Origin of the sequence: Microcoleus anatoxicus (assembly GCF_042465725.1) — a bacterium.
GTDB lineage: Bacteria > Cyanobacteriota > Cyanobacteriia > Cyanobacteriales > Microcoleaceae > Microcoleus > Microcoleus anatoxicus.
Genome location: NZ_CP120853.1, coordinates 229,627 through 246,280 on the forward strand (window position 1 = coordinate 229,627; position 16,654 = coordinate 246,280).

Genomic DNA, 16,654 nt, shown 5'->3' on the forward strand with positions numbered 1-16,654 from the left:
AATGTTTAGATAAATACAGCGCGATCGATCTATCCCCGCCGTAGGGACAGGGCATTGCCCATTGGTGTCAACTTAACTTCTAACCCAGTCAGAGACTGCTGTTTGACTATTAAACTTCGATCCCCCCTAGCCCCCCTTAAGAAGGGGGGGATAAGAGTTCGATCTTTCGTCCCCCTTCCCCCCTTGGGGGGGGCTAGGGCGTGTTTTCTTGCCTGATCCATCAGATCCCGATCCCCCTCGCATCCCCCTTAAGAAGGGGGACTTTGAGCTTCTTTCTCCCCCCTTTTTAAGGGGGGTTGGGGGGGATCTCCGGGGAGAGAAAACACGCCCTAGGGGGGGGTGGGGATGCGAGGGGGATCTAGACTTAGGTAAAAGCGAGAGATACCAAGGGTTTCAGGCGATTGTTGACACCAATGGGCATTGCCCTGTCCCTACTCGATCGACCTGGAATACCCTGTATGTTTTTGATTACCATAAAAGGAGCGTATTGTGTGAATAAATAAGTAAATATTTATTAAGCGCTTCTCAAGGCGGCGATCGCGTCTAGTTTGGCGGCTTGGCGGGCTGGGACAACGCCGAAGAAGAGGCCGACAGCACCGGAGACGCTGACTGCAAGGGCGATCGCCACGGGGGATATTCCAGCTTGTAGGGGTGTGAAATTACCGATGAGTAAAATGCCGCTGACACCGACACAGGTGCCGACTAAGCCTCCGGCGGCGGATAAAATTACAGCTTCGACAATAAATTGAAACAAGATATCTTGTTGGGATGCTCCGATCGCCTTTCTGAGCCCAATTTCCTGAGTACGTTCGCTCACCGACACCAGCATAATGTTCATAATCCCAATTCCACCAACTAACAAAGAAATGCTAGCAACGGCAGTTAACATAATTGTCAAAGCCCCAGAAATTGCCCCCATTCTTGCCATTAAATCTTTCTGATTTCTGACAGTAAAATCATCTTCTATGGTAGTTTTATGTCGCAATCTCAGCAGGTTTTCTACCTGAAATTGAGCTGCATCCATTTTCGCTTCATCTTTAATAGAAATATATATAGATGTCACAGCTAAACCGTAGGGAGATTTTCGCCCGACAATGCGGTTTGCCATTGTGGCGATCGGTACTACGGCTGAATTGTCATAATTAGTACCAAAAGATGTGCCTTTTGGTGCTAATACTCCAATTATTTTCATACTGACATTTTTAATCCGCACTTGTTGGTCCAGAGGATTAGTATTACCAAAGAGTTTCTCTGCTAATTCTGAACCAAGAACCACAACTTGGTTATTTTCTTTGACATCAATATCTGTTAAAAACCGCCCCTTTGCCATTTCAAAGTTTCGGACTTGCAAAAATTCGGGAATTGTGCCAAAAATCAAAGAAGAAACATTTTTATTGCTGTAGCGAACTATTTCGGAACTGTTAAGTTCTGCGGAAACGCCTTGAACGGAGGGGACTTGAGTGGCGATCGCATGAGCATCTTCTACTATCAGCGTCTGAGGTGCATTGCTAATTGCATTACGCCTAGCATTGGGTACTCCTGGCCTCACGATTAATACGTTTGTACCGAGGGATTGAACTTGTCCTGCGACATATTTTTGAGCTCCTTCTCCAACTCCAATCATCGCAATTACTGAGGCGTTACCCACAATCATCCCAATCATGGTTAAACTGCTGCGGGTTTTATTCGCTACTAGAGTTTGACCGGCCATCTTGACGCTTTCAATAAAATTCATAATTTGGGAATGGGGAATTGGGCATCGGGTATCGGGAATTGGGAATTGAAACCAACAAATGACTAATAACTAATGACTAATAACTAATGACTAATAACTAATGACTAATGACTTCTTAAGCACTTCGGAGTGCAACAATGGGGTCTAGTTTTGCAGCTTGTTTTGCGGGTACGATGCCGAAAAATAAACCAATGCTACCAGAAACACCGACTGCAAGGGCGATCGCCACTGGAGAAACACTAGCTTGCAAAGGAGTAAAAGCAGATACCAAAAGCACGCCACCAATACCAAATCCAGTACCGATCGCCCCACCGGCAGCCGACAAAATCACCGATTCAATCATAAACTGAATTAAGATATCTTGCTCCGATGCTCCGATCGCCTTTCTGAGTCCAATTTCCTTAGTCCGCTCAGTCACAGAAACCAGCATAATATTCATAATCCCGATCCCACCGACCAACAGCGAAATGGCCGCCACAAAGGCCAACATCAACGTTAAAGCCGCTGTAATACTACCCAAAGTATTCATCAAATCTTTCTGATTTCTGACAGTAAAATCATCCTCCTTAGTAATTTTGTGACGCAATCTTAGCAGATTTTCTATTTGAAATTGCGCCGCTTGCATCATATTTTCATCTTTGATAGAAACCGAAATAAATGTGACTTTTGTACCGTAGGGAGAAGTTCTACCCACGATCCGATTTGCCATTGTTGTCAGCGGCAAATAAACATTCATATCTTGATTGTCACCAAAGCTAGAACCCTTAGCCTGCATCACTCCAATCACTTGAAAAGTAGAATTTTTGATGCGGATATATTGACCAATTGGCGGTGTATTACCAAACAATTGTTCAGCAGCTTCGGAACCTAAAGCTACTACATTTTCTTGTCGGGCTAAATCTAGTTTATTTAAAAAACGACCTTGGGCAATATCAAAGCTTCTAACTGTCAGAAACTCTGGAGTAGTTCCTACCACAGAAGACGAAACATTTTTGTTACGATAGGTAACGAGTTGACTATCATTGAGAGTTGGTGCAACTTCTTGGACAGAAGGAACTTGAGAGGCGATCGCCTCTGAATCTTCCAACACCAAAGTCTGAGGTGGAATCACGGGGCGACTTTGTGCTTCGGGACTTCCAGGAATAATAAATAGCAAGTTTGAACCCAGAGAGTTAACTTGTCCCTCAATAAAGGTTTGAGCTCCTTCGCCAATGCCAATCATAGAAATTACGGAAGCATTACCGATGATAATTCCTAACATCGTCAAGCTACTGCGAAGTTTGTTTGCCGTCAAAGTTGTGACGGCCATTTTGACGCTTTCAACAATATCCATAGTTATTAGTTATTAGTCATTAGTCATTAGTCATTAGTCATTAGTCATTAGTTATTAGTCATTAGTCATTAGTCATTAGTTATTGGTCATTAGTCATTAGTTATTGGTCATTAGTTATTAGTTATTGGTCATTAGTCATTAGTTATTGGTCATTAGTTATTAGTTATTAGTCATTAGTCATTAGTCATTAGTTATTAGTTATTAGTCATTAGTTATTAGTTATTAGTCATTAGTTATTGGTCATTAGTCATTAGTTATTGGTCATTAGTCATTAGTTATTGGTCATTAGTCATTAGTTATTGGTCATTAGTTATATCATGTCCGCGTCAATAAACGTAAATTCTGTAGGGCGGGTTCACCCGTATCTATGCTTTAAATCCAGGATATTGTAAACCCGCCCTGCCACAGCTAATGACTAATGACTAATGACTAATGACTAATGACTATTTCTGATTCTTGATAATATCCTCCAACTTCTTACCTTGAGGAAGTTCCGTGAACACCCGATCGCCAGCCTTCGCACCCTCCAAAATCTGAATCTTATTACCTATGGTTGAACCAATGGTAACTGGGTGAAACTTAGGCTGCTGTTTCTCATCTGGAATCAACACACCTGTTTGACCTTTATTAGTCACAATTGCCACCGTCGGCACAACTAAAGCATTGCTCAACTTTTGACCCACAAATCTCAAATCTACATTCATCCCCGACTGCAACAAATCTTTGCCCGTATCTATGGCTACTCGGACTTGAAATAACGTCACATCTCGTTCTTTGACAGCTTCTGGGGCAATTAATTTAACGCGGCCTTTAAACACTTTATCTGGATAAGCATCTGCCACTATTTCCACTACTTGACCCGGTTTAATTTGACTAATATCGGCTTCCGGGACTTTCGCTAAGACTTCCACATCTCTTGCTAAAGCCACAATCGATGTTGAAGTTGCCGAAGTAGCTTCAGATGCCGAAGTTGCCGGAGTCACAAAAGCTCCTTGGATGGCGTACCTTTGGGTAATTATTCCTGCAAAGGGAGCGCGAACTTTGGTATCTTCTAACTGTACTTCTTGATAACGGACTTGAGCTTGAGCTTCTGCTAAGTCAGCTTTAGCTTGTGCTATTTCTTCTGGGCGAGAGCCGTTTACTTGTACTGCTAATTGGCTTTTTGCTTCGGCAACTGCTGCTTGGGCTTTGGCTATTTCTTCTGGACGATTGCCGTTTTCTAATTGTGTTAATTTGCTTTTGGCTTCAGCAACTTCTGCTTCGGCTTTGGCTATTGCTTCCGATCGCGTCCCGTTTTTCAATTGGTTTAATCCTTGCTGCTCGACTTCAACAGCAGCTTGCAGTTGCTGGATTTGGGAGAGCCGATTTTCTTGCAGTTGTTGCAGGCGTCTTTGGGATTCTGTTACTTTAGCTTGGGCAGTCCGATTTTCTTTAATTAATTCATCCAGTTTATCTTGAGCCAGAGCACCTTCTTTGACTAATGACTGATTGCGTTCGACACGTTGAGCTGTTAGTTCGGCTTGGGCTTTACTGGATTCAATTTGGGTTTGTGCTTGGGCAATTTCTTGTTTTAAACTACCAGTTTGAGCGTCTGCTAAACGAGCTTGAGCTTGGGCTAATTTAGCTTTCCCTTGGCTGACTTCTTCCACGCGACTACCGGTACGCAGTTGCTGCAAGCCGGCTTGACTTTGCTGCAAGCGGGATCTGGCTGCTGCGACTTCTTCCACCCGACTGCCGGCTTGGAGTTGAGCGAGACTGGCTTCCGCTTGATCTAAGCGGGCTTGGGCACTGGCGATGTCTTCCGAGCGATTCCCGGCCTCGATTTTGGCAAGTTTGGCTCGAATGCTAGTTTCCCTGGCTTTGGCTTGTTGGAGTTGGGCTTCGATGTCGCGACTTTCCATGCGGGCAATAATTTGTCCTGCTTCGACGCGATCGCCCTGTTCGACAAATAATTCTGCAATCCGCCCGGACCCTTTGGGGCTGAGATTCACGCGCTGTACTGGCTGTACGGTGCCGCTAGATGTGATCCGCACCGTCAGGTTTTGCGATTCCACCGGCACTGTCATGGTGGCGATCGCATCTACTTTGGGCTGGGATTTACTTTTTACTATATACATGGTGGTCGGTACAGCTATCAACCCTGCTGCAAGCAGCCCGATCGCCCACCGTTTCGATTTGGGCGCGGGTTTTTTGGGGGACTGCTTTTGAGCGGTTTTGGTATCTGCAATCTGGGTATCTGCCGTCTTGGTGTCTTCCACTTGGACTTGAGCAGTTTCCTTTTTAGGGCTAACGATCATACCGAGTCACCTAATTTAATCTCAGGATTACCTTTAAGGTAAAGTTTTTGTTAATGTTTGGCATCGTCTTTGAGACTCATCCGATCGGGTGATTTCAAAAAAGTTCCCGAATCAACATCTATTAAGAATTATATAGCCTATTTGACGTTTTTGAACCCAGCGAGGTAAAATTATCTGCCCTGAAGCTTACCTGGGGGAAAAATAAGTTATTCAAAAAGTCAAGGCACAAACAAAAACCGGGTAACTCCAAAGCTACCCGGAAATACCAAATTTAGGATTCAGACAAATCTAAAATCTAAACCTTAAAATTCTTAAACAGTTACAGCTTTCTTAGCAGTAGAGCTCAATTCGCCCTTAGCATATTTAGCTGCAAAATCATCCAAAGATACTTGCTTGATTTTTGTACCGTGGCCAGCACAGCCAAAAGATTGATAGCGATCGCTACAAACTTTTTGCATAAACTTGATCGATGGCTTCAGGAAGTGACGGGGATCGAACTCATCGGGCTTCGCAAACAAAGCTTGACGTACCGCAGCAGTAATTGCCAAACGGTTGTCAGTATCGATATTGATCTTGCGAACGCCGCACTTAATGCCCTTTTGGATTTCTTCCACAGGTACGCCGTAGGTTTCGCGGATTTTGCCACCGTTGCTGTTGATGATTTCCAGCAATTCTTGGGGCACAGAAGAAGAACCGTGCATTACCAAGTGAGTGTTTGGTAAGCGGCGGTGAATTTCTTCAATGCGGCTGATTGCCAAAATTTCGCCAGTGGGCTTGCGAGTAAACTTGTAAGCGCCGTGAGAAGTGCCGATCGCCACTGCTAGAGCATCAACGCCGGTTTGCTCAACGAAATCAACTGCTTGTTCGGGATCTGTCAACAATTGATCGTGAGACAGAGCACCTTCAAAGCCGTGACCGTCTTCTGCTTCGCCCATCCCTGTTTCCAGAGAGCCCAAGCAACCCAGTTCACCTTCGACGCTAACGCCGATGGAATGAGCCACATTCACGACATCACGAGTAACTTGAACGTTGTACTCGTAGCTAGCAGGAGTTTTAGCATCTGCTTCCAAAGAACCGTCCATCATCACGCTGGTGAAACCTTGGCGCATGGCAGAATAGCAAGTACCGGGGGCATTGCCGTGGTCTTGGTGCATGGAAATGGGGATGTGAGGATAGGTTTCAACTGCGGCCAAAATCAAGTGGCGCAGGAAGTTTTCCCCAGCGTAGGAGCGAGCGCCGCGAGAAGCTTGCAGGATCACGGGGCTGTTGGTTTCGTCAGCAGCACGCATGATGGCTTGGATTTGCTCCATGTTATTGACGTTGTAAGCCGGTAGGCCGTAACCATTTTCAGCCGCGTGGTCGAGCAGCAGTCGCATAGGTACTAGCGCCATAGATATTCCTCCTAATTATTTGTGGTTTCTGGCCAGTGAATTTTGGACAAGTTCAATTCTTACGACAATCTTAAGACAATTTGCTACCGATCGCGCAGGATGTTTCCAGATTTCAATTGAAAATTCTAAATACTAAAACATTGAGTTCTGAGTCTTAGACTCAGAACTCAATGTTTTTTGTTGGATTTTGCTTTATGGGTCGCCCGGGATTTGAACCCGAGACCAATCGGTTAAAAGCCGAATGCTCTACCGCTGAGCTAGCGACCCGCGAAAACATTTTCACCGCGCACATTTACTAATAGTAGCACCCATAATTTAAAATAGCAAGTCTTTTTTACAAAAAAGTTGCCGTCATCCGCACCAACATTTCGCAAGTCGCGCCGGGGGGCAAATAAATCAAGTGTTCGCCTGTGTTTAGGGCATTCCCAGGAGCAGTCCAAGGTTCCAAACAGTAAAAATCCTTGCCTTTGAGCATCCAGAACACCAACTTGCCATAGCTAGAGTTGTAGCTAAGGGTGAGGCGTAAATCGCGAGCCGAGTCAGTGACAGTAGCAGCCAGGCCTGTTAGTTCATCAAAGGAAACATCAATTTCATCGAGGTTGGGGTCAAAAACTCCGGTGAAATAACCCTTGGAGTGAGTGTTCTGATCTCTGTACTGCATCCCCGGAATTTCAAAGCGGAGCTGGGATTTGTCGTCCGCTAAAAAGTAAGGGTGTAAGCCGCTAGAAAAGGGCATTGGTTCCTCAGACAGATTGGTGTATCGCTGAAAAATTTCCAAAGCATTGCCTTTAATCTGATAAGTAAAGGCTAGTTGGAAATCAAAGGGATAAACAGCCAGAGTCTTGTCGCTACTTTCGAGCATCAGGGTAACAGCGGCGCAACCGTCCGTCACCATTTCCTGTACCGTCCAAGGTAAATCGCGAGCAAAGCCGTGCTGTTTGAGTTGCCGCTCCACTCCCTTGTGTTTGTAGGTATTGTCGGGGAGATTTCCACAGATGGGAAACAGGATCGGCACTCCGCCTCGTACTGTCAAATCGGGATTGGTGAAGCGTTCGGTGTCTAAGTATAAGATTTCTTTGCCTTCAACCAGCCAGCTAGTGGCAATACCGCCTCGTTCCGGCACAACTTCGAGAGTGGAGTTAGCGGTTTCGTCAGAGAGGACGTAGGTTTTGTACTGCTTTTGCTTGAGCGCGATCGCAAACACATTTGTCATCGGTAGTAGGTCATGGATCATTGGTTGTCAGTCAATTTGTTGTTAGTAGTTAGTCGCCCATTTGTTGCTACCCCTCGGACTCTCATTTCCTCCCCCGGTAGTCCTCCCTGCTGGCTAACCTATCTTTGCAGATAGGGGAGGCAAGGCGATCGGCTTATAGTCGCTGGAGGTTTTTTTAGCTGGGAGCAGCGCTGTGGGAGTCGGTGGTTTGACCCCTAGTTTGAAGGATAGAGACTGGGTTGGGGGAAGATAACTTTGGGGACTGCTCCCTGTTGGCGAAATCGGTGATGGCGGCGAAATGAACGGTTCTTTGATGAATGGGTCTTTGGTAAATGGATCTGATTCGCCACTGGGTTTTTGACGTTCACCTCGGTAGATGCGGGGTGGCAAATCTTTACTCGGAGGCGGGCTAGACTCAACAACCGGAAAATTTCCGTGTTCAAAAAATGACGAATTTTCCTGCTGTTTGGGTGCCGCGGGCAAAGTCGGCAAACTAGGATTTGGTTTGGTTTGTGCTGGCTGGGGTTGGCTACTTTCACCTCCTAGGGAAGGGGTATCTGGCTGGGATTTTTGTGTACGGTTCTGAATTGCTCCTGGTAATTGAGAATTGGGAATTTTTTGGTCTGGTACTCCGGAAAATGGGGCTTCGAGAACTACTTGCGATCGCATTGGGCGATCGAAAATGCTCGAAATCTGCTCGACGCGCTTAAGGATGCGATCGGCCGCTGCTCCTGTCACCACCTTCGGCTGAAACTTTTTTACTTCCACAGGCAGAAACTCTACTTTCATATTTCTGTCTTTGAGCGATACTTTCAGCACTGCTGTGTCGTAATCGCTGCGAGCATTGCCCCCAAAGATAAAATTTCCCAGGGAGTAAACTATCGGTCTACCTTTGTAAACTTCCGCCCCTTGCAGAACGTGAGGGTGGTGTCCTACCACCAAATCAGCTCCTTGGTCGATGGTGAACCGAGCCAAATCTATCTGCCAATCCCCTGGATAATCTGCCAATTCTACTCCCCAGTGATAATTCACAATAATCCAGTCTACCTGACCCCTGAGAGCTCGAATATCCTCCGCCACACGGTTATTGCGGCGCGGGTTAGTTCCTGCTTTCCCCAAGTCGGCTGCGTGGAGGTCAGAATCGTAGTAACCAAGGTAAGCGATCCGCTGACCCTTAACTTCAATAATATCTGGACGCCTTGCTTCTTTGATATTTTTGCCGGCTCCGAGATGCTCAATTCCGGCATTATTTAGAGTATTTATAGTTTCCACCAGTCCAGGTTCCTGGTAGTCCATAGCGTGGTTATTTGCCAGATTGACAATATCCACTCCGCCTGCTGTTAATACTTTGACCAGTTCTGGATCGGCTTGAAAATTTAATTGTTTTTTATTTTTACCCAAGAAGCTAGAGCGAGTCAGGGGATTTTCGAGGTTCACCATTGCCACATCTGCTTTGCGATATTCTTCCATGTTTGCGAAGGCCCAATCGTAGCCTCTGTCTGCGACTTTGGAAAAGGCATCTAATAGATTTACATTCCCGCCGAACATCAGAGTAACAGTAGGGTCATAAGGATTGGCAACTCGATCGAGCTTTACTACTGGTAATGTTTCTAAAGCTCCTTGTACGGTGTTCGAGCGTTTGGGAGGGGGACCGGACATTACTGCAACTTTCTGGTATGCAGAGGTGGGCGCGTCTAACCGTATCACCAGAGCTTCTTGGTATGTCACCCAACAACCTAATATAAACGAAGCCAGTGATGAACCGACTAGCAGTAAAGAACGATAGCTTTTAAATTTAACCCAATCGACTACCAGTAGGGAACGGTAACGTCGCCGTCGGCGATTTGCCGGAGTGACTATGCGTACTGATTGTTTCCACAGAATTTCAGGTTCTCCTGCTAAACGCGCGTGAATTCTCACGCCTTCTACTGCTGGGGAGTTAAGTCTCCAGAGTTGGTGACAAATGAATTTGACTACACCTTCTCGCAGAGTGCTCCCCAGTAGTGTGGCATCTGAAGCAAAGTCGCGCTGGAATTCTACCAAGATTTGTACGCATCCTGCCTGAGCCTCTTCGACGCGGGCATAAATCCCTTCTGGTCGCAGCAAACTGTCTATCCAATAATTAAGCGCTTGAAAGTTACCCGATCGCGCTAGCTCCAGAATAGACGGCTGCGACCAATTTTCTGCATATACCATCAATTAGCCTCCTTAACACGCTTCACTCGCGCTGACTTCAATTTTTTTTTGTTAACGGAACCGCAATTTTCTTAGCTTAACCGCCACAGGTTCCGCTGCCCGCTTTGAAGCTAGTTATTGGCCGCCACCATTTTCTACATTTAGTTGCCCACTGCTGTCAGTGACTTCCATCACAATTGGCTAATTTTAATCCTAACCTTTGGTGATGAGTGGCAAAATTTGCGGAAAAATGGATTGGCGATCGAGATTTGTTTGCAGAGTCTGTTTTTATTATCCTTGTTTGAGTATCGCTTTGACGATCGATCTGCACATATAGCATTTCGGCAGTTCGGCACTTGGGCTTGAGGTATGGCAGTTCGGCAGAAGGCAGACGCTGATCCTAGGTCCTAATACAGGCACAGCATAAACTGTGACAATATAAATGGCGTAGTAGGTAGATTTAGTGGTATCATTTAATTTGGTAATTCCCATCGGTTTCAAAGTTTTGGAAAACGTGAAACTGGCTAGTCTATCGGGCTGTGCCTTCCGATGTAAAGCTCAAAGTACGTTAATGTAAACAGGCAATCTTTTAAGCAAGTTACACTGCGCAGGAGAACTGACAAATGCTACAGCGCAAAATCTATCAACTCTGTTGTGATGGTCGTGAGGTTTCTATTTTTCTTCGAGATCAGCAACGTTGGATAGAGCGCGCTCGTATCCTAGATATTGAAGGGGATCTAGTCACGCTGCGCTACGAAACCGACGAAGAAGACGAACTCAGCTCTTGGGAAGAAATGGTGCGTCTAGAGAGTATTGGCTCTGTGTCCCAAAAATTGGCTTCGGTGTCGAGAACTAACTGCGAGCCCCTAGTTTCGGACGATTGTCCAGAAGCAGAACAAATTCGCAATCACTACCCAGACTCTAGTTTGGAATAGTTTTCAGATTCTGTCTAGGGAGCAAATCAAACTGGGGAGATTAGAAAATAACTTTTCTCCCTTTTTTGCGCTCTGTTTCTGTTGTAGTTGAACAGGGAACTAGGGGCTGTCTGTTTCCTCCGAGGGGGAGAGTTCAGACTCCGGTATCGATTTAAACACGGGACAGTAGCCATCGGGAGTGACTTTGAATCCAAACAAAGGAGATAATTGACTCCAACAGCGCTGGCCGCGGTAGTGCTGGCAGTTGGCACAGCATTCGATGTTGATGATGCGAGTTCGATCGGTCCCTTGAAACAACAGTTCCCGTTGAGAAATCCCTCGCAGCACAAGTTCCTCCCCTTGCCATCGGGCTTCTACCAAACCGGTATCGGCAAAATTGACCCAGCGGGGATCGTCTGCAATCTGGTGTGGCAGATTAATCGCTACTTCCGTCCCCAAGTCACTGAGTTCTCCCTCATAATTAGTTTCGGGGATGGCCGGTTGCAAAAACATTTCGCCCAGGGGCAGATCTACAATAGTTCCGGTGGCAGGAGTGTGCAACTGGTAGCGGTTTCGCAACTCGTCCAAATTAGCCAAGTCCGCCAAATAGGCGGGGGAACCGTGGATCAAAATTACGTGCTGCGGGCGCAAGTTGTGAATTAGCTGGGTAGTTCCGGGTCCGTCACAGTGTTCGGCTAACAAGTAAGTTTCGATCGGTCGGACTCCTGATTCCTGTCTGTCACCAACAGATTCTCTGACAGGATATCCGGGTTTTTGAGGTAGAAGTACAATCCAAGGATGGGTGCGATCGGCAACGTACAAATTCCAATCAGCAGTTTCATCAGTAATCACAATACAGGGGCCTTGGCCCAAAAATGGCTGCTGTTTGGGATCTCGTCGGCGCACGCGGGGTTTGACCCTTTCATCCCAAAATAAAGGTTGATGCAGAGCAAAATTTTGGACTGCTGTGGGAAATTGAGGTAGTAATTCCAAATAAGCGTCGCAGCCGTCAGCCACAGCGCCATCTACCCAGATATCTAAGTCGCGACCGGTAAAATAGTGGTGGCTGCGGAGTAGCATTAGGAGTTCTTGGCCCAAACCCAGTGCTGGCGTGGGCAACAGTACGGAATAGCCGTCGGCGATCGCGCGATGAATCCGTTCTGCTAACTGATTTTCCAGTTGTCGGCGGTGAGGGTGACGGGCAGTACCATAACTGCCTTCCAAAATTAGCACATCGGGTTTGAGTCCCCGGAGTTCTCCCAGGGGCAACCCTTCCACCAAACGAGAATTGGACAGAAAAAAATCACCGGTGTAAACAAGGGTGTAGGTGCGGTGGGGGGCAGCATAGGTGAGGATCGCAGTGGCCGCTCCGGGCAAATGGCCAGATGGGAATAACTGGACGGTGAGTCCCCGGCGCAGTTCCACGGGGGACTGCCAAGGCAGTGGCTGACAGAACTGCAAATCTGATGACTGGGCCTGTTGTAACCAGTTCAGGGGTAGCAGTTGGGTTGTCACTTGGCTGGCATAGATGGGTAACTGGGGGAAAGATTGGTGAAGTGCTAGTAAACCTCTGGCGTGGTCGGCATGGGCATGGGTACATATCACTAAATCGGCGGGATCTGGCCGATCGAGTTCTGCTGAGAGCAGTGGGATATTTTCGACACCACAGTCGAGTAAAATCCGGTGCGGTCCCATTCGCACTAACAGACAGACGCCTTCATTAGCATGACCTGCGCCGTAAGGTAAACAATCGAGTTCCATCATTGCGGTGAGCTCCCTGCTTTGCGCGCAATTTGCTGTATCACCACATTTAAACTCTTGTTACGACTCGATTGAGCGATCGAGTGGAAATGTTTGCGATACAAATTCTGCCGCTCTGTTAAACCTACCCAAAATTATCCAAGTCTAGACTTAGCTGGACATTAGAAATTTTGGTGTTAACTTCCTGATTCATCGTAGTCTCAAGATGACTCTTGAGAGGTTTGTCTACTCCACAGGCTGACACGGTAGAACTTACCGCCAAGTCTGAACGACTCGGAACAAATATTCCTTCAAACCATCGTTCAATATTACGAGCCGCATTTAAGTCTGTGTCTTCGGTGTGACCGCATTCGGGACAGACATAAACGCGATTTTTCAACGGCATCTTATGACGATGTTTTCCACAATTAGAGCAAATCTGAGAACTAGGAAACATTCTATCTACTAGCGTTAATTTGCTAGAGAATTTCTCAGTCTTGTACTCTAACTGTCTACGGAACTCGTACATACCACAATCAGCAATTGCACCAGCTAACTTGTGATTCTTCAAGAATGACTTAACTGACAAATCTTCTATCTTTATTTCGCTGTGGTTTTTAGCAAGATAGTTGGTCAGTTTGTGAAATGTGAGCATTCGCCCAATTATAAGCATGACGCGCTACACCACAAGCTTTTTTAAATGATGTTTGTTGCTTGTTATTTGGTATCAGTGCTGTCTTGAAACTAAGTAACATTGCTCGACCTCCAATGTTTTTGATTACTCTCTAAATATATACTAACAGTCTTGACCGACACGCCAAGCTCTTTGGCTGCGTCACCGATTGAAATAGTCACTTCATTGGATTCCATAATAGAGGATACCTAACTGTATACACTCTATTATGTGTACATTCCGGTAAGTTTGTCTATATATGGGTAGATTTTATCTGACAGTTCCCAACCCTTAAGATTTGATGCTACCAAGGAAAGGGATCTTGCGAGTGATACATAATTGGTAGTAAATCAGGATTTATCATAAAACTGGGTTGAAAACCCTGTCACTCCGGCGAAGCTGAACTCTTAACCGCCGTTGGGCCAGGGATTTGTATCAGTTTCGCATCTGGCTCTAATGGTGTGGAAAAGTAATAGCAAAAATCTATCGGATAACTCATGGCAACAGCTATTCTCGACCTTGAAATTTCTCAACTGCCGCCAGAAATAGCCTTTGAGAAACCCTACAGCAAAGCGCTGGTCTTAATTCGATGGCACGGAAATCCGATCGGTCAAGCAACTTTGCCCGTAGTCGGAGGTCGCATTGGCGGCGATGAATTACGGGAAACACTGACGAAGGCTGTGGGGAAAAACCTTGGAAAAAACTGGCTTTGGGAGGCCTTAGCATGGGACGAACGGGGGCCTGTGCAGCCTGTGCCGATCGCCACCGTAGCGGTTTGCACGCGCGATCGCCCGGAAGATTTGCAGCGCACTCTTGAAGCATTGATGGGACTGCCCGATGATGGTCAGGAATACTTGGTAATTGACAACTGTCCCGCTACCGACGCGACGCAGCAACTGGTCAAAAATTACCCAAAAGTCCGTTATGTGCGGGAGGATGTACCGGGCTCCAGCGCCGCGCGCAACCGAGCTTTACGGGAAGCTAAACACGAATTCGTGGCGTTTACAGATGACGATGCGACTCCCGATCGGAATTGGTTGCGATCGCTCTTGCGAAATTTCAGTGACCCCAGAGTGATGTGCGTGACGGGGCTAGTGATGCCACTGGAACTGGAAACAGAAGCCCAAGAATGGTTTGAGCGCTACAGCCCCCACGGGCGGGGATTTGAGCGCCTAATATTTGATGGGGCCCACAGCAATCCTCTGGTTGTGCATCTGGTGGGGGTTTCGGCGAGTATGGCTGTGCGTTCAAGTTCGATGGACTTTATCGGGCTGTTTGACGAAGCTTTGGGGGCGGGAACGCCGGCAGCTAGCGGGGAAGACTGCGAATTTTTTACCCGCATTTTGCGATCGGGCTACTGCATTGTCTACGAGCCCAGGGCCTTGAGTTGGCATCGCCATCGGCGCACTTGGGAAGAATTGCGGAACACTCTTGAAGGCTATGGAGTGGGAGTCTATGCTTTTTGGACGCAGATGATTTTGGTGCATCGAGAATTCGGCGTGATGCTGTTAGGCTTGTCATGGTTTTGCTACAAACAAATTCCTGAACTAATTGCTTCAGTGCGAAAGCAACCGGATGCTGTTCCTAGTGATTTACTTTTGGCTCAATTACGGGGCTGTATTAGTGGGCCGATGGCTTATTTTGCTTCTCGCAAGTGGTTGCAAAAGATTAAGGAAGAAATTAGTTGTTAGTTGTTAGTTGTTAGTTGTTGATTATAATAACCGATGCCCGATTCCCAATTCCCAATGTAAATATGGAAAACCTAACATTTAGTATAGTTCTGATAACTCACAACCGCAGTTATTCGCTGCGGCGGGCTTTGGATGCTTTGCAATTACAGACTTATCCCTTAGAACTCATCGAAGTTAGAGTGGTTGCAGATAGCTGCATTGACGATACTTTAGCAATGTTAGAAGAGTACAAAGCTCCTTTTAAACTCCAAATAATTGAGGCAAATTGCCGCAGTGTGGGTATGTCTCGCAATGTGGGAGCAGCGGAGGCTACTGGACAAATGTTGCTGTTTCTCGATGATGATATCGAACCAACTCCCTGTTTAGTAGAAAACCATTTGCGGGTTCATCGAGAACATCCGGGCTGTGCTGCGATCGGTCCTTATCCGCCAAAGTTACGCTCCAGGACTAAGTTTTTTGAGATAGAAGTGCGGACTTGGTGGGAGGAAAAATTTTACCAGATGAGCAAGCCCGATCGCCGCTATAGTTATCAAGATTTGCTCTGTGGAAATCTTTCTATTGAGACTAAACTGTTTGCTAGCACTGGAGGTTTTGATTCTGCTTTCGGTTCTGGTACTGCTTATGAAGATTACGAATTCGCCTTGCGTTTGCTCAAGGCAAATGTGCCTTTTGTGGCTGCGCCGGATGCTGTTGGCTATCATTATGAACATGAAACTAATAATCTCGATCGCTCTTTTGGTCGTGCTCGTGCGGAAGGGCGATCGGATGTTTTGATCGGTGAGCGACACCCGGAAATCAAACCCTTTTTACACATCAAGGACTATGACACTCCTGATGCGTTGGTAGATAAAATTTTGGTGGCGATGGTGTTTCTATGGCCAGCCGGGTTAGATGTGTTGACTATCGGACTTAGAAAATCCCTTGACTGGCTGGAATACCTGGGGATGCGGGGTAGTTGGCGGTGGCTGCGGACAAGACTACTGGCTTACTCCTATTTGCGGGGGGTGATGGATAGTTTGCCAACGCGATCGGCTGTGGCGAGTTTTATGCAATCAGGAACGGCTAGCGCGGCTGTCAGGGCACAGGAAATTGAAATTGACTTGCAGGAAGGTTGGTTGGAGGCAGAGCGAATCATTGACGAAAAACGACCAGATGGGGTTCACCTGCGTTACGGTGAAATTCCGGTGGGTCACATCGCCCCGAAAGTTGGTATGGAACCACTACGAGGGGTTCACTTGCGTCCAATTTTGGCAAATACGATGGGGGAGGAATTGCTAGGGGCGATCGCCCTTAAAGGTATGCCGAAAAGTGCTGCCCAGAATGAGTCTAGTTTAGTTGACAAATGCCTACTTCAACATCTACAGTTATCTATAGTATTGGACCAAAAAATCAGCGATCGTCCTTCCTAGAAAGCAGCTACAGGGAGAAACCTGGTTTGTGAAGACAATATTATATTTAAATATTTAATACTGGCAAAAACCAGATTGATTGC

Annotated in this window: 11 protein-coding genes, 1 tRNA gene and 1 pseudogene; 3 read left to right on the forward strand and 10 right to left on the reverse strand. The window is 46.5% G+C overall.

The annotated features are described in order from the left end of the window. Positions 1 to 514: 514 nt before the first annotated feature. The 7 genes from P2A85_RS01040 to P2A85_RS01070 all read right to left on the reverse strand — a co-directional run bounded on the left by P2A85_RS01040 (position 515) and on the right by P2A85_RS01070 (position 10,165). Positions 515 to 1,735 (reverse strand): ABC transporter permease, encoded by a 1,221-nt coding sequence (locus P2A85_RS01040; RefSeq protein WP_377477080.1) that lies wholly within the window; start codon positions 1,733 to 1,735, stop codon positions 515 to 517. Positions 1,736 to 1,850: 115 nt separating this feature from the next. Then, on the reverse strand, positions 1,851 to 3,068 hold the full coding sequence (locus P2A85_RS01045) for an ABC transporter permease (protein ID WP_377477081.1): 1,218 nt from the start codon (positions 3,066 to 3,068) through the stop codon (positions 1,851 to 1,853). Positions 3,069 to 3,511: 443 nt separating this feature from the next. Continuing rightward, entirely contained in the window at positions 3,512 to 5,365 is a 1,854-nt protein-coding gene (locus P2A85_RS01050; protein ID WP_377477082.1) for an efflux RND transporter periplasmic adaptor subunit, read from the reverse strand. A gap of 311 nt (positions 5,366 to 5,676) precedes the next feature. Next, positions 5,677 to 6,756, reverse strand: coding sequence for a class II fructose-bisphosphate aldolase (gene fba / locus P2A85_RS01055; RefSeq protein WP_341740127.1), 1,080 nt, complete (start codon positions 6,754 to 6,756; stop codon positions 5,677 to 5,679). Positions 6,757 to 6,951: 195 nt separating this feature from the next. Beyond that, positions 6,952 to 7,023: transfer RNA gene (locus P2A85_RS01060), tRNA-Lys, on the reverse strand. Positions 7,024 to 7,090: 67 nt separating this feature from the next. Further along, positions 7,091 to 7,990 carry an aldose epimerase gene (locus P2A85_RS01065; protein WP_377477083.1) on the reverse strand — a complete coding sequence of 300 codons (900 nt, stop codon included), beginning with the start codon at positions 7,988 to 7,990 and terminating at the stop codon, positions 7,091 to 7,093. Positions 7,991 to 8,083: 93 nt separating this feature from the next. After that, complete coding sequence (locus P2A85_RS01070) at positions 8,084 to 10,165, reverse strand: CapA family protein (protein WP_377477085.1); 2,082 nt, start codon at positions 10,163 to 10,165, stop codon at positions 8,084 to 8,086. Between the two features lie 602 nt (positions 10,166 to 10,767). Here P2A85_RS01070 and P2A85_RS01075 point away from each other — a divergent pair. After that, on the forward strand, positions 10,768 to 11,079 hold the full coding sequence (locus P2A85_RS01075) for a DUF6679 family protein (protein WP_377477086.1): 312 nt from the start codon (positions 10,768 to 10,770) through the stop codon (positions 11,077 to 11,079). A gap of 99 nt (positions 11,080 to 11,178) precedes the next feature. Here the strand turns inward: P2A85_RS01075 and P2A85_RS01080 are convergent, their stop codons facing one another. From P2A85_RS01080 to P2A85_RS01090, 3 genes and pseudogenes are all read right to left on the reverse strand, one after another. Then, positions 11,179 to 12,819 carry an MBL fold metallo-hydrolase gene (locus P2A85_RS01080; RefSeq protein ID WP_377481207.1) on the reverse strand — a complete coding sequence of 547 codons (1,641 nt, stop codon included), beginning with the start codon at positions 12,817 to 12,819 and terminating at the stop codon, positions 11,179 to 11,181. A 298-nt stretch (positions 12,820 to 13,117) separates the two neighbouring features. Beyond that, positions 13,118 to 13,447 (reverse strand): annotated as a pseudogene (locus P2A85_RS01085) (RNA-guided endonuclease InsQ/TnpB family protein); the annotation flags it as partial. Beyond that, the gene (locus tag P2A85_RS01090) at positions 13,416 to 13,553 is read right to left on the reverse strand and encodes a helix-turn-helix domain-containing protein (RefSeq protein WP_377477087.1); all 138 of its coding nucleotides are present in this window, start codon (positions 13,551 to 13,553) and stop codon (positions 13,416 to 13,418) included. The pseudogene P2A85_RS01085 and the gene P2A85_RS01090, both read right to left, overlap by 32 nt. A gap of 415 nt (positions 13,554 to 13,968) precedes the next feature. Between P2A85_RS01090 and P2A85_RS01095 the strand changes: the two genes are divergently transcribed. Then, positions 13,969 to 15,162 (forward strand): glycosyltransferase family 2 protein, encoded by a 1,194-nt coding sequence (locus tag P2A85_RS01095; protein WP_377477089.1) that lies wholly within the window; start codon positions 13,969 to 13,971, stop codon positions 15,160 to 15,162. Positions 15,163 to 15,224: 62 nt separating this feature from the next. Beyond that, positions 15,225 to 16,571, forward strand: a complete 1,347-nt coding sequence (locus P2A85_RS01100; protein ID WP_377477091.1) for a glycosyltransferase family 2 protein — start codon at positions 15,225 to 15,227, stop codon at positions 16,569 to 16,571. Positions 16,572 to 16,654: the final 83 nt, after the last annotated feature.

What these genes read in the sequence shown, in the direction of transcription:
- P2A85_RS01040 (WP_377477080.1), bottom strand. Translation starts at nt 1,735, where the DNA reads ATGAATTTTATTGAAAGCGTCAAGATGGCCGGTCAAACTCTAGTAGCG.
- P2A85_RS01050 (WP_377477082.1), bottom strand. Translation starts at nt 5,365, where the DNA reads ATGATCGTTAGCCCTAAAAAGGAAACTGCTCAAGTCCAAGTGGAAGAC.
- P2A85_RS01075 (WP_377477086.1), top strand. Translation starts at nt 10,768, where the DNA reads ATGCTACAGCGCAAAATCTATCAACTCTGTTGTGATGGTCGTGAGGTT.
- P2A85_RS01065 (WP_377477083.1), bottom strand. Translation starts at nt 7,990, where the DNA reads ATGATCCATGACCTACTACCGATGACAAATGTGTTTGCGATCGCGCTC.
- fba (WP_341740127.1), bottom strand. Translation starts at nt 6,756, where the DNA reads ATGGCGCTAGTACCTATGCGACTGCTGCTCGACCACGCGGCTGAAAAT.
- P2A85_RS01095 (WP_377477089.1), top strand. Translation starts at nt 13,969, where the DNA reads ATGGCAACAGCTATTCTCGACCTTGAAATTTCTCAACTGCCGCCAGAA.
- P2A85_RS01080 (WP_377481207.1), bottom strand. Translation starts at nt 12,819, where the DNA reads ATGGAACTCGATTGTTTACCTTACGGCGCAGGTCATGCTAATGAAGGC.
- P2A85_RS01090 (WP_377477087.1), bottom strand. Translation starts at nt 13,553, where the DNA reads ATGTTACTTAGTTTCAAGACAGCACTGATACCAAATAACAAGCAACAA.
- P2A85_RS01045 (WP_377477081.1), bottom strand. Translation starts at nt 3,068, where the DNA reads ATGGATATTGTTGAAAGCGTCAAAATGGCCGTCACAACTTTGACGGCA.
- P2A85_RS01070 (WP_377477085.1), bottom strand. Translation starts at nt 10,165, where the DNA reads ATGGTATATGCAGAAAATTGGTCGCAGCCGTCTATTCTGGAGCTAGCG.
- P2A85_RS01100 (WP_377477091.1), top strand. Translation starts at nt 15,225, where the DNA reads ATGGAAAACCTAACATTTAGTATAGTTCTGATAACTCACAACCGCAGT.